This is a genomic window from Mycolicibacterium novocastrense (assembly GCF_001570485.1).
Classification (GTDB): domain Bacteria; phylum Actinomycetota; class Actinomycetes; order Mycobacteriales; family Mycobacteriaceae; genus Mycobacterium; species Mycobacterium novocastrense.
Map to the genome: position 1 here is coordinate 22794 of NZ_BCTA01000105.1, position 12304 is coordinate 35097.

At 65.9% G+C, this 12304-nt stretch carries 11 protein-coding genes and 2 pseudogenes; 6 read left to right on the forward strand and 7 right to left on the reverse strand.

Features of this window, described 5'->3' with window-relative positions; all coding sequences use genetic code 11:
• Window positions 1-61 precede the first annotated feature (61 nt).
• Window positions 62-331, forward strand: a pseudogene (locus RMCN_RS30320) (transposase); the annotation flags it as partial.
• Here the strand turns inward: RMCN_RS30320 and RMCN_RS30325 are convergent.
• Genes RMCN_RS30325 through RMCN_RS30335 form a run of 3 tightly spaced genes read right to left on the reverse strand, consistent with a single transcriptional unit; the run spans window position 324 to window position 4037 of the window.
• Entirely contained in the window at window positions 324-782 is a 459-nt protein-coding gene (locus RMCN_RS30325; protein WP_067396932.1) for a DUF6262 family protein, read from the reverse strand. The pseudogene RMCN_RS30320 and the gene RMCN_RS30325 overlap by 8 nt on opposite strands.
• Window positions 772-3027 carry a tyrosine-type recombinase/integrase gene (locus RMCN_RS30330; protein ID WP_067396934.1) on the reverse strand — a complete coding sequence of 752 codons (2256 nt, stop codon included), beginning with the start codon at window positions 3025-3027 and terminating at the stop codon, window positions 772-774. The genes RMCN_RS30325 and RMCN_RS30330 overlap by 11 nt, the downstream gene beginning before the upstream one ends.
• Entirely contained in the window at window positions 3024-4037 is a 1014-nt protein-coding gene (locus RMCN_RS30335) for a site-specific integrase (protein ID WP_084377902.1), read from the reverse strand. Before RMCN_RS30335 ends, RMCN_RS30330 begins: the two co-directional genes overlap by 4 nt.
• Before the next feature lie 96 nt (window positions 4038-4133).
• Here RMCN_RS30335 and RMCN_RS30340 point away from each other — a divergent pair.
• Window positions 4134-5158 (forward strand): annotated as a pseudogene (locus RMCN_RS30340) (IS3 family transposase); the annotation flags it as partial.
• A gap of 246 nt (window positions 5159-5404) precedes the next feature.
• Here RMCN_RS30340 and RMCN_RS30345 read toward each other — a convergent pair.
• From RMCN_RS30345 to RMCN_RS31780, 4 genes are all read right to left on the reverse strand, one after another.
• Window positions 5405-6394, reverse strand: coding sequence for a hypothetical protein (locus RMCN_RS30345; RefSeq protein WP_165604505.1), 990 nt, complete (start codon window positions 6392-6394; stop codon window positions 5405-5407).
• Window positions 6381-6926 carry a DUF6932 family protein gene (locus RMCN_RS30350; protein WP_067396937.1) on the reverse strand — a complete coding sequence of 182 codons (546 nt, stop codon included), beginning with the start codon at window positions 6924-6926 and terminating at the stop codon, window positions 6381-6383. Before RMCN_RS30350 ends, RMCN_RS30345 begins: the two co-directional genes overlap by 14 nt.
• A 47-nt stretch (window positions 6927-6973) precedes the next feature.
• Window positions 6974-7672: a hypothetical protein gene (locus tag RMCN_RS30355; protein ID WP_234787850.1), complete on the reverse strand. Its 699-nt coding sequence runs from the start codon at window positions 7670-7672 to the stop codon at window positions 6974-6976.
• A gap of 65 nt (window positions 7673-7737) precedes the next feature.
• A complete protein-coding gene (locus RMCN_RS31780) occupies window positions 7738-8094 on the reverse strand; it encodes a helix-turn-helix domain-containing protein (RefSeq protein WP_234787851.1) in 357 nt (118 codons plus the stop codon).
• An 80-nt stretch (window positions 8095-8174) separates the two neighbouring features.
• Here RMCN_RS31780 and RMCN_RS30365 point away from each other — a divergent pair, with 80 nt between their 5' ends.
• The 4 genes from RMCN_RS30365 to RMCN_RS30395 all read left to right on the forward strand — a co-directional run bounded on the left by RMCN_RS30365 (window position 8175) and on the right by RMCN_RS30395 (window position 12108).
• Window positions 8175-9104, forward strand: coding sequence for a tyrosine-type recombinase/integrase (locus tag RMCN_RS30365; protein WP_234787852.1), 930 nt, complete (start codon window positions 8175-8177; stop codon window positions 9102-9104).
• Window positions 9105-9110: 6 nt separating this feature from the next.
• Window positions 9111-10544, forward strand: coding sequence for a hypothetical protein (locus RMCN_RS31290; protein ID WP_201029019.1), 1434 nt, complete (start codon window positions 9111-9113; stop codon window positions 10542-10544).
• A 693-nt stretch (window positions 10545-11237) separates the two neighbouring features.
• Window positions 11238-11573, forward strand: a complete 336-nt coding sequence (locus RMCN_RS30390; RefSeq protein ID WP_234787853.1) for a helix-turn-helix domain-containing protein — start codon at window positions 11238-11240, stop codon at window positions 11571-11573.
• Window positions 11574-11685: 112 nt separating this feature from the next.
• Window positions 11686-12108, forward strand: coding sequence for a hypothetical protein (locus RMCN_RS30395; protein WP_067396988.1), 423 nt, complete (start codon window positions 11686-11688; stop codon window positions 12106-12108).
• Window positions 12109-12304 lie beyond the last annotated feature (196 nt).

Consider the following 12304-nt stretch of genomic DNA (forward strand, 5'->3'; position numbering starts at 1 on the left):
ACAGGCCTGGTGACACCTCCCGGCGAGTCCGGAGGCTCCCGATCTTGGGAGGATCTGAGTCATGGGACGTCCGAGCAAGTATCCCGACGAGTTGCGTGAGCGTGCGGTGCGCATGGTCGCCGAGGTGCGTCCGCAATACCCGTCGCAGTGGGCGGCGATCACCGCGGTCGCCGGCATGTTGGGGATCGGCACACCCGAGACTCTGCGGACCTGGATTCGACGCTCGGAGGTCGACACCGGGCAGCGTCCCGGGGTGACGACACAGATGGCCGAGGAGAACAAGGCGCTGCGCAAAGAGATCGCCGAGCTGCGTCGGGCCAACGTTATCTTGGGCCGGACGGAACTTTTGGTGGCTTGACCTTTATTTTTGCGTCGTGGACGGTGTCTGTGACGGGGGTCGCGGCGATGCGGTTGGCGCGCAGTTGTCCGTGCAGGTGCGCGATCTGGTCGCGTAGGTGACGGTTGTCGTTGTCGAGTTCCCGGATGCGTTCGTGGGCCAGGCTGAGGCGTTGGCGCAGTGAGGCTTCGGAGCTGCGTTCGACTTGGGGGGCTGCGGGTTCGCTCGGATGGGGTGCGGCACTGAGTTGGCGGAGTTGGTCACGGAGTTCGGGTTGGGCATACAGCCAGGAGCGGGAGACGCCGGCGTGGGCGGCGATCTGGGTGACGGTGCGCTGTTGGCCGGTGTCACCGAGGTCTTGGAGGGCTCGGCGGGCGCGTTCAAGGGTCTCGTCCCGGCGGCGTTGGGCCGCGGCGATGAGGTGGTGGCTATTGTCAGGGCGCATCGGATGAGTCCTTCCCACAGCATGTTTGGCCGTCTGCCGCGGCGCATCGGCAGTCGGGGTGCTCGGTATTGAGGGTGGAGATGATGGTGAGCAGGTTGGTTTCGACGGTGCGGTTCATTTCGGCCAGGCGGGTGTGGCCGTCGGATTCGGCGCGGGCGATCAATGCGCGGGTGTCCTCGAGTTGGCGGCGGTGCTGCGGCAGGAATTCGGCGGTCGTGACAAACAGTGGGCAGGTCAAACACGCGTTGGCGTGTGGGCACGATTTCTGCAGCGGCAGCCCGCAATAGCCGTTGGGCAGCGTCATGGTCGCGCGGGCCAGGTTCTGCTTCATCCACTCACCATCGGCGAGCGGCCCATCGATCGTGATGTCGACGGGCTCACCGCGGATGTTGATCTTCTGGGCGCGTTCCCACTGGGCGCGGACGGTGCTGTCGGCCAGCCGGGCATACACCGCAGTCATGGTGTGGCTGGTGTGATCGAGCAGCCGCCGAACCACTTCTTGTGGCACGTCATGGTTGATCCACCGAGTCGCCGCGGTATGCCGGAACTGGTGGGCGGTGACATGGACTGGCTGGCCGAGTTCGTCTGTGAAGCCACATGTTTGCAGCCACTGGCCGAGCTGGAGGTGGAACGTCGCAGTCGGGATGGGCAGGCGGCCGTCGGGGTTGGCGCTACCGCGCGGCAACAGCACGGCGGTGGTGGGGAACCGTGTCCGGGTGCGCGTCTGCTGCGCCTGGATCAGGGTGGCCAGCTCGTCATCGATGGGCACGACCGCTTCGCGGCGCATCTTGTGGTTGCGGTAGCGCAGATAGACTGCGCCCTGCGGGTCGCGGATCAAACAGTCCAACGCCAACCGGGTGGCATCCCCGATGCGCAGTCCGGTGCGGATGAGGATCTCCACGAGCAGCCGGATCCGCGGGTCGCTGATCCGATCGAGGTTGGCCGGGCTTTCGAGTTGATGCATGACGAACTCGGGAATCGCCCGCGGTGCGGGTGTCTGGTCGCGGCGGGGCTGGTCGCTGGGATAGAGCTGCACGTCCGCGGGCAGCGACGCCCACCGGTGCTGGCGCACGGCGTGCAGGAAGCCGGTCACCGCGCCGATGTCGGTGCTACGGGTCTTGGGGTGCGCAATCTCGACGGCCAGCCGGGCCAGGTAGGCCTCCAGCGCTGCCCGGTCCAGCGTGCCCGGGCCGGCCGAGTTCGCCAACCCGGGCGTGAACCGCGAGAAGCGCACAATGGCGATACGGTCCTTGCGCAGCTGGCCCAGCCCGATCCCACACGACATGCGCCAGCGGCACCACCGCTTGGCCAAATCCCGCAACCAGACTGGTTGCACCGCAGTGAAATCCAGACAGGCGCCGTCGTGGCCGGCGATTCCGAGGCGGCGCAACAGCCACACGTTACGTTGGTATTCGCTGTCCCAGCCTGTCCCGTCACGCAGGTCGAGCAGGCAGTCGATCGCGTAGCTCAGAAACGCACGGGGGCTGTGCAGGGCGGCTCCTGCGGGCAGCCCGGCCAGCCATTCAGTCAGCGGACGCTCCAACAGCGACTCGGCGCCGCTGGCGGCCAGATGATCCAGCAGCGGCTTGATGGAACGCGGCGTGGTGCGGGTCCGCTTGGCATCGACCCGGCATTGCAGTCCGTAGCCGATCTCCAGCCGCAGCGCCGGCGGTAGCGCCCGCAAGTCGAAACGGTCCTCGCCGTAGCTGGCGCAGTACGCGATGAACTCGGCGGTCGGCGGGCGGCCCCGCAGCCGCCACCGAACGTGGTGCGACCGGCACCAGCCCCCATCCAGTTCCGCCCACAACACACACCCCGGTAGCGCACACACCGGCGTCGGTGCCTCGGCAAGCACCGGGCGCCACTGATCCAGTGGTGGCCGACCGCACTTGTCCCAAAGTTGGGAATGCTTGTAGCACAACTGATATCGGTGCTGACCGAACCCACACTCAGCCGCCAGACAAGGTTGAAGCGGTCGATGACCCATCACCGCGGGATCCGCGGTCTGCGCCCACTCCCGCCGGTCCGGGCGACCGGCCTGTTTCCAGCGGGCCAGGTGCGCCAAACACAGCCCGCCGTATCGGCTGGAGTGCACACACCCGGGCACCGCACACGCAGGCGACCCGAGGATGGGATCACCCACTGCGGGCACCAACACCGCGGCCCGGAACTCCGGACGCACCACCGTATCCAGGCGCTCGACCAGCGTCGACCCGGGTGCGCCGGCCAGCGCCCCGACGCTCACCGCAGCTCGTCCTGATCCGTCAGCCACCCCGCGGCCACCAACGCACGGCGAGCGTCATACGAGTGCCGAAAAGTATGTGGCCCGAACGAGATTGCGGTCCGTTCCCGAATCCGGCATACCAGGTCATAGACACTGGCACACGTCAGCGGATGCCCGGTCGGTCCCGACCACAGGTTGACGAACACGTAGTCACTGTCCAGGTCGCCGTACTCGGTGTGCAGATAATCGGCGTAGAGCCGGATCACCCCGGCCCCCACCGGCACCCGCCGACCACCCACCCCCTTGGCCCGCGCACCGTTGGCGTTGCGCCGCGGGACCACTGACACCAACCGGGCGGCGGCGTCGATATCGCTGTGCCGCAACCCCAGCGCCTCACCAATCCGCAACCCCGACGCAGCCAGCACAGAGAACAGGAACTGGTCACGCAGCCGATCACAGGCCGCTACGATCGTCGCGATCTGCTCGGCATCCAACGTTTCAGGGATGCGCCGATCGGCTCGTAGCCGGATCCGACGGCTGCGTTCCGGTCGAGCTCCCAAGTGCGCCAACAGCGGACGCCACGATCCACCACGTGTTCCGCGCCGCTGCCAGGTCGTCAACAGATCACCCAAGTCCACCCCGTGACGTTGATGAAACTCGTAGAACGCCGAGATCGCCGACAGCTTCCGGTTCACCGTCGCCTCCGTGCAGACACTGTCCGCCGTCGGCAGCGCCGCGACGTTACCCAGCCGTGCGCCGCCCGGCAGCCGCAGCCACGCCACGAACCGGCCCACGTCCTCCAGCCGCACCTGCGACCACACCAGGCCACGCTGGTCGAGGAACTCAAACCAGTCCCGCAGGTCATGCGCATACGCCTTGACCGTGTTCGGTGAGCGCTCCACGGCATGCAGATGCGACAAGAACGCCTCGGCCGGCTCGACCACCACAAAATCGCGATCGAGCAGCGTCCACGACTGACGATCACCAAACGGCATCACCACCGGCTGCACCCGCAGCCCAGGACACGTCATAGACACCGAAGATAACCAGTCCACCACGCATTTCCCGACACCTCAGCCAGCGTGTCGTCTACATCGTGGACAGTCTGCTCAGGCCCTCAGATAACCAATGAGATCTTGAAAGCAGCGGCGATTTTCTTCGGGGCCGAGCTCGACCGGCCCGGGAGACGGTGATCCGGTTCATCGCCGAACACAAGGACCAGCAGGTGGCCGGCCCCGACGGCGGGGCCGGGTTGCGCTGGGGTGTCGAGCCCATGTGTGCCGTGCTGTCTGAGCATGGCGTGCCGATCAGCCCGTCGACCTACTACGAGTGGATCGCCAAGACACCGACGCGGCGGGAGCTGCGTGACGCCGAGTTGGTCGAGATCATCACCGCAGCAAGGGAAGACAAGAAGAAGGGTCGGTTCGTCCAGACGTTGGGATCACGCAAGGTGTGGATCTGGCTACGCGGCCAGGGCCACGACGTCGCCCGCTGCACCGTGGAGCGGCTCATGCGCGACAACGGTTGGGAGGGCGCACGGTACGGGTCCAAACACAAGACCACCGTCGCCGACGACAGCCATGTCCGGTATCCGGATCTGGTGGACCGCCGGTTCTATGCTTCGGCGCCAAATCGGTTGTGGGTAGCCGATTTCACGTATGTGGCCACGTGGATGGGGTTCGTCTACGTGGCGTTCGTCATCGACGCCTACAGTCGCCGGATCGTGGGCTGGCGGGCGGCCCGGTCAATGACCACCGACCTGGTCCTCGACGCCGTCGAACACGCGTTCTTCACCCGCACCCAGGACGGCACCAGCCTGCGCGGGCTGATCGCACATTCGGACGCGGGCAGCCAGTACACCTCGGTGGCCTTCACCCAACGCCTCATCGATGAAGGTGTGGATCCCTCGGTCGGCTCGGTCGGCGATGCCCTGGACAACGCGTTGGCCGAGACCACCGTCGGATCGTTCAAGAACGAGGTCATCCGCCGCCAGGGCCCGTGGCGGGACGTCAACCAGGTCGAACTGGCCACCGCCGAATGGGTGATGTGGTTCAACACCGAGCGCCCGCACGAGTACCTCGACGACTTCACCCCCGAGGCCGTCGAGAAGCTCCACTACGATCACAAACGCACCCCACCAAAGGCAGGGTGATTCAACGAATGCAGCCTCCGGACTCGCCGGGAGGGGTCATGGGGCCACTTCAACCCGCCCAACCGGGGCCAACTCGGCTTGACACAGCCACAGCCCTGTGGCCAGCAGAGGTGGTCGAGCGATTCAGCGTGTCTGTGAGGGGACGCGTCACGTGGTCGCCCAAACTCGACGTGTCGCAGGAGCACCGTGACGCCGGCGGAACGACTGTTGTGTCGCCTCGCTCGTGTGCGATTCCCACCCCTGGCGCTAATTCTGTGGATCAATTCTGTCGAAAGACACAGCGGTATAGGTGGTTTTGATGTTGCCGCCCGGGGTGGTTTCGGTTTTCATGACCGCTTCCACGCGAATGCGTTCGCCAACAGCCAAGCCTCGCGTCTGGCTGGGGTCGATGCGGCCGAGCTTGACAGTGATGGCATCACCATCGTCTTGCTGGATCACCCATGCACTCACGGCTGAGACAGTGAGGTATTCGCCGACGATAAGCACGGGCTGTTCGGCGAGATTGGCGTGTTCGACCACGAAGGCCATGTGCCCGGCCGTCTGGGCGGTGACCGTGACTCTTCGCGTCGTCCGTGCCGGTTGCTTCCAGTCGATGTCGATGTCGAATGCGGCGCGCTCCAACGTTTTCGCCAGATCACGCACTGCTGAAGCGGTGCGAGGACCCATGTCACCAAGCTGGTGGACGAAGGCCGATTCCTCGGGTGCTGGCCCGATGTCGTTGCCGGCTGCGAACACCTCGATAGCCGCTCCGACAGCCGTGTCGAGCATCTGCTCGTCGGATTCGAATTCACTAAGCATGCCTGGAGCATCTGGATACTCATCAATGGGTGTGAGGGCTGGAGTGACCGTCAAGACGATCGACCCGGGAGCGGGCGCCGCGGTGAGCAACAGATCGGTGCGGCGCCTCACATCGGCATTAGCCCTCTTCCCCAGGGCCTTGTCCCCGGTTTGTGCCGCGCCGACCGCGGTAGCCAGGCGTTGGAAGCCGGTCATGACGCGGGCCACCTCGTTGACTTTGGCCGAGCAGTCGGTGACACCATCGCCGGTGATACGAATGTTTCCGTGAGAAGCGAGGGTTCGCCCCAAGGGGTCCGCGTCGATCAGCGCCTCAAACCCGATGCGGGCCAGGTCATCAGCAGTGTTCCAGTCAGGCACTCGCTCATCGATGTCCGGTTCGCTCATCGCGGCCACGAGCGCTGCTTGCATTTTGTCGAGTTCGTCGTCAGAAATAGCCATCGATGACCACCTCCACATAGCCGCGCCGCGGCACGGCGTCCTCACGCCCCAGCGACGCCCCGCGCGGACCGGAGGGGACACGTTGGAGCACGTCGTCGAATTCTCCGCGCCGCGTCGTGTATTGCGCGAAGTACTCATCGCGGTCATGCATATCTGGTTGGCAGTGCCATGCCACTAAAGCAGTGTCCACCTTGACACCGACAACACGCTGGAGCTGGCCGGGTAACGCATAGGCGCGCAACACTTTCGCCACCACAGGATCCAGACGCGCCTTGCCAAGCTCGTGGTCTTCGGCCCAGTAGACACACTGCACCACCGCGGGGTCCTTGACGTCGGACAGGAACGACCCGTACAACCAGGCGGCGTTGACGCAGACATGGCGTCCCAGCATTTTGGTTGTCACCTCCCAGTCCCGCCACAGTGCGGCGCGACCCTGGCCACGGCCGTCAACGAATCGGGTGCGTATCTCATCTTGAGTCACCCGGTAACGCCCAGGCGGCAACATCCCATCAGGTCCCAACTCCGGCAACACTTCTACCCCCAACTAGCGAACGCCCCATCCCCCAGGGGCTGTGAAGCTCAGCCGACGACACTCACCTCCGACGCTGTCCCATCAGCTGGGGGCCAGCCTCGGTCACCGGACGGATCCTCCGCATCATCATCTCCTGCAGCGAACATCGACAGGGTGGCTTGATCAATTGCGGCGATCACCGCGCGGGCGGCCACAACGACTGAGTCGTCGACTGCACCGTCACCGGCGATCGCCGCCTCCAACTGATCCCGCGCCGAGAGCAGTGCACCGAACCCCGGCATCGCAGCCGGAGCCTGCGGAACGACAAACGCGCGCAGCAATTCATCGAGGGCCCGCCGCTGACGGGTATCCATCCGCTGCGCTTCGACGGGCAACTGGTACTGCACGCTCATGGGAGGCCGCACTCCCACCGCGGCGAACGCCACCGTTTCAGGCACCTCGGCCAGATAAGCGATAGCACGGATCGACGCATCGGTCGGCTGAGATGCGTAAGCGCCTTGCCGCAGACGGTTCAGGGTCGCATGGGAAATATCGTGACCCGCCTGCTGTGCGATGTCGGCCAAACGCCGCCCGGAGGCGCCGTTGTGCCGTGTGACCGCGATTTCGATCAGGTCCCTCAACGATTTGCTGGTCTTGGACACCACCACACCTGCCTTACATCTGCGCCAGAGTTGCGCGTCTGCGTGTTTCCTTATTGTTCTGCCGCGCGTCACACGAGTCAAGCGCAACACACGGCTCAGCCTCACGCGTAAACGCTTCCACTTTTTGTATCGTGACACACGTGGCAAGTGTCAGTGAGTCGAACTGGGTGTTACGTCCCTGCTGGAGACTGTGGCCACAGTGGTCGCCCGAGGGCGTGTTCCAGCTTGGCCAGTGTCCCGATGTCGCACAGAACTGTGCCGGCCAGGATGCGGCCGATGGTGGTGTGGGCAACCCCGGTGGCCGCGGCCAACGCCCGCTGGCCGGTGCCAGTCTCGACCATCGCCAGATGCAGTTCGCGGGCCAGATGCAGCGCCGCCGACGCCGACGGCGGCGCATCGGCAATGAGATGTCCGTCAGGCCACACTCCGGCCTCCAAGTAGGCAACCGGCGGCTGATCGCCGTGACCGCGCGACATGAGCCGACGATAGCGCCACTGCGCCATGTCGGCATCTGTGCCGAGTGTCACCTCCACGAGTTTGGTGCATATACGCACCACGTGGGAGGGTGCCGCCATCACAAGCCAGCTTCTGATCGGGGATGCCAACCATGAGCGGGCAGTTGATGCTGCCGTTGCCGTGGGGGCCCGCCATGGCTGAGGGAAGCTTGGCGGTCGCCGTGGACACCGTGGTCGCCGCATGGGCCGTCGACGGGACCATGTCCGAGCAGACTCTGGATAAGTTCGCTCTGCTGGCCCGCCGGTTCTCTCGGTTCGCCGATGCCCACGCTGTGACCACTCTGGACGGCGCGGATGTGGACCTTGTCACCAAATTCGTTGCTGCCAAGGGCCGAACGCGCCACGGTGTCGTCGGACCGGCAGCCGTGGCGACCATGCATAACCGGCGTGCGGCGCTGCGAGCCTTCTTTCGCACAGCTCGGCGGCTTGGTCTGACGCTGGATGATCCGACCATCGATATCACGGTGCCGGATCGTGAAGCGTCCGCGGTTCGGCCGCTGCATGACGACGAAGCCGCGTTGGTGCGGTTGTTCTCCGAGCACGCCACCCCGACCCGTCACGGCGCCACTACGGCACTCTTGTTGGCCGGCGCCCACACCAGCGAACTCGGCTACATCCGCATCGGCGACATCGACGCCACCGCCCACACCGCGTGGGCGCATGGCTCCACCAAACACCGCGCCCGCAGCGTGCCCTTGGACACGTGGGCTCGCCGGGTGATCTACCAACGCATCGCCCACCGCACCGAACTGGGTGCGTGTGCCGACGCCATCATCTGCACCGGCTCAGACGGGTCGGATGCCCAACGCCAAGCGCGGGTCTGCGTGACGGTCCGTGATGTCCTGACCCGCGCGGGGCTGACCGGGTCTGCCGGGGTCAAGCCTTCGTCGTTGACCGCTCACGCTGCGCGACAGGTCTTCGAACACACCGGCCGCATTGAGGCCGCGGCTCAGCTCACCGGTTCGAGCTCCCTTGACGGCACTGCCGCACTTATCGGCTACCGGTGGACCGAGGACATCTAACCGGCTATGCCGTCCGAGCAGCGCTCCTCACCTCGGCGTCCCAGCGCCGAGCGCGCGCATGGTGCCGGACGCATCAACCAGCGCACTGTTCACTCCCGGCCAACGCCTGGTGACGAAAACACGCCACTGGAGATCGACAAGGTCCGGGCCGTCGCGTCGTACTCGGCCTTGTACTCGATCAGTGAACTGATCCCCGACCGCCCGCCCAACACACCCGGCCGCCCGGCCCACTACCCGGCGTGGGTGTCGGTCATCCACAAGGTTCTGCATGGCGCATTCGGCAGTGCCAATCACGCGAGCCGCATCATGGCCAACCCCGAGTACTGGGACATCATCTGCCGCCACGCCGCGACCCACGGCAAGACCGCTCGCCCCAAGCCGCCACGGCGTCACCACCACACCTACGCCCAAGATCGCCTCGACGCTCACGTCGACGATCTGCACCGAGGTCTGCTCGACACGGCCGCGACACTCGCCCGCCAGCTCGGCTGCCTCAACCCCGACGCCCCCGTGTCACGCACCAACCCCACCCGCGGACAGTTCATCGTCGGCGACGGCACCGTCGTGGCCGCGCCCGAACGCAAATCCACCATCGAAAAGAAAGCTGCCGACGGCAAATCCACTGTCAACGCTCACCTCGAAGTCCAAAACGGTGATGACAAACCAGAATTCCGCTACGGCACCAAGTTCGCCATCATGAGCACGCGCCCCGACAACACTCGCAACTTGCGCGTCGTCCTCGACACCGCGCCCGTGCCTCCCGGCAAAGGCTACAAGGGCGAAGCCGGCGTCGCCTTGGCCATGCTCGACCGACTCACCGCTCGACCGCAGCTGCGCATCGATGGCATCTGCTACGACGGCGCCTTTCGCGGCACCCACATCGACCACGCCATGAAGGCCGGACTGACCGTCCTGGTCCCACCGCACGCCGGCACAGCCAAACCCACTCCACTGACCACCATCGACTGCGGCTGCGGCGATACCCACGCGCTATGGACCGACGAAGGACGCCTGCACGAACGCGCCATCCTCGACACCGGCGAAGCCCACCTGCAACCCCTGCCGATCGCCAAGGTCTACGCCCGACGAAACAGCAAGGGCAGCTACCGGTGGTACATCGACTTCGCCACCACCTGCGGCACTGTTCAGACCGAGCGAATCGACATCACACCCCAAGACCGCGACAAGGGCTACAACCGCGCCGAACACCTTCGCCAACACACAAAGACCGAAGACGGCAACAGCGTTTACGACCGCTGCTACGGCTGGCGCGAAGACGCCGAATCACTCAACAACACCCTCGACCGCACCCTCTACGGCGGACGCATGACCGCCCACACCGCCACCCGCCAACACGGCGTGATGATCGGATTTGCCCTGGGCCGCAACGCAATCGCCGCATTCATCCACCGACGACACCAACAGTCCGCAGCAGCCTGAGCACAGCCAAGGGGACACCCCCTGCCCGTTGACCAGTCACACACACCCCACACAGCTCATGAGACGCCCCCGCAACACAAACACCAGCCCGCGAGAGCCCCGATGCCACCGATTCAGCGCTTGGCGTCTAGCATGAATCGTCCCTATGGGTTTTCGACACCTATTTCGATAGGTCCCCACGGACACGCCACCCAACAAGGGTACGGGCGACTCATCGCGCTGCTGCTCGACACCGTGCACCAGCGTGAGCGCGACGCCGAACAGCACAGTGAGCGTGACCTACAGTGGGCACAGTCGCTGCGCGAGACCTCCGCGCGTCGTGCAGGACCCGGAGGCCTGCACCTCTGACCGGCCCCGCCTACCCGTGGCGGCCGTCGAGCGCCGTGGACTCACAGCCGTCCCCCGGCCGAGGCAGATAGTAGGTCGCCCCGCACTCGTTGCACTGCGCCGTGCGGTGCAGAATCCCGCACCGACAGTGGCACACCCCGATCGTCACGCGATACGGACCCAGCTCGTGCCCGTTAGCGCACACCGCCGGATACCGTGGCTCCGACCAACTCCCATCACGATTGCGGCGCAACGGAACACCACCGAAAGCGACCACCGCGGCGCCGGTCTCACCCGAGCCCCCACTCCATGCCGCAGTGCTGCTGGTGTCCGCGCTCACATCCCGCATCCTGCCACACTCGTTGGGTGGATTTAGCCACCCAGGCAGGGGTAGGATCAGCACAACAGGTCTACCTCATCGACCCGAAGGAACCCACACCCATGCCCGCCACCGCGACCGGCGCCAAGTCCAGCCCCGACACCTCGGTGGCCGAGCGCGTCCTTCCCATCGTGGGAGCCAACATCGTGGCCCGCCGCGACAAGCTGGGCATGTCACAGCGCGCACTGGCGGACAAGGCCGGTGTCGACCGGGTGTTCCTGCGCGACGTCGAGCGGGGCAAAGGCTCGGCCACCCTCGTGTTCCTCGCCAAACTCGCCGCCGCCCTCGACACCACCATCGAAAAGCTCACCCACGGCGTCTGACCGGCGGATGTGTCAGAGGCTGCTGGTAAAGATCGACTATGCACAGCAGCACACCGACCCGCCGGCACGACGCGCCGCACACACCGGGGCGCGGCATCGACCCGCTGAGGCCATGAACCCGTTCGACTACATCCCACCCGAGTCCCAGCAGGCCCCCGCCAGCGACGAGGTGTACGTCGCCGCAGTCAAGCCTTACGCCGCGGTCTCCCCGTCCGACCGTCAGCCCTTGGCCCGGGTCCGCTACACCAACGGCAAGACCTTCGTCGGCCACCATGTGATGCGCCACATCGACCTGCATCGCGAAACCGGCCGGCCCGTGGACTACTGGCTGGCGATCGACCGCGTTGCACACGAGGTGGTCGCCCAGATCGGCACCCTGGTCAACCAGGGCACCATCCGCCAAGTCACCTGTTTCACCGAACTGCGCTCCCAGATCGACGCCGACGCCGGATGGTCCCCCGAGGTCGACGCCCTCCCCAAGGAGGACTGGGCCGCGGTGCAGTGGCGCGTCACCGACATCCTGCGCACCGGATAGCTCTGACCGGCCCAAACCCCGCCCCTCGCCGCCTACACACCCACTCAAGGCTTCTTCCCCGCCCCAAGCCAAAGTCCTGCCTCGCGGGCCGCGCCCTGCTGGGCGGTGATGTGAGGGGCGGTCTGCACCGAGGCCCGCCGCGCTGCGCCGCCGCGATGCACACGCTGCGCTGCGGGTCGTGCCCCGATCGCAGAAC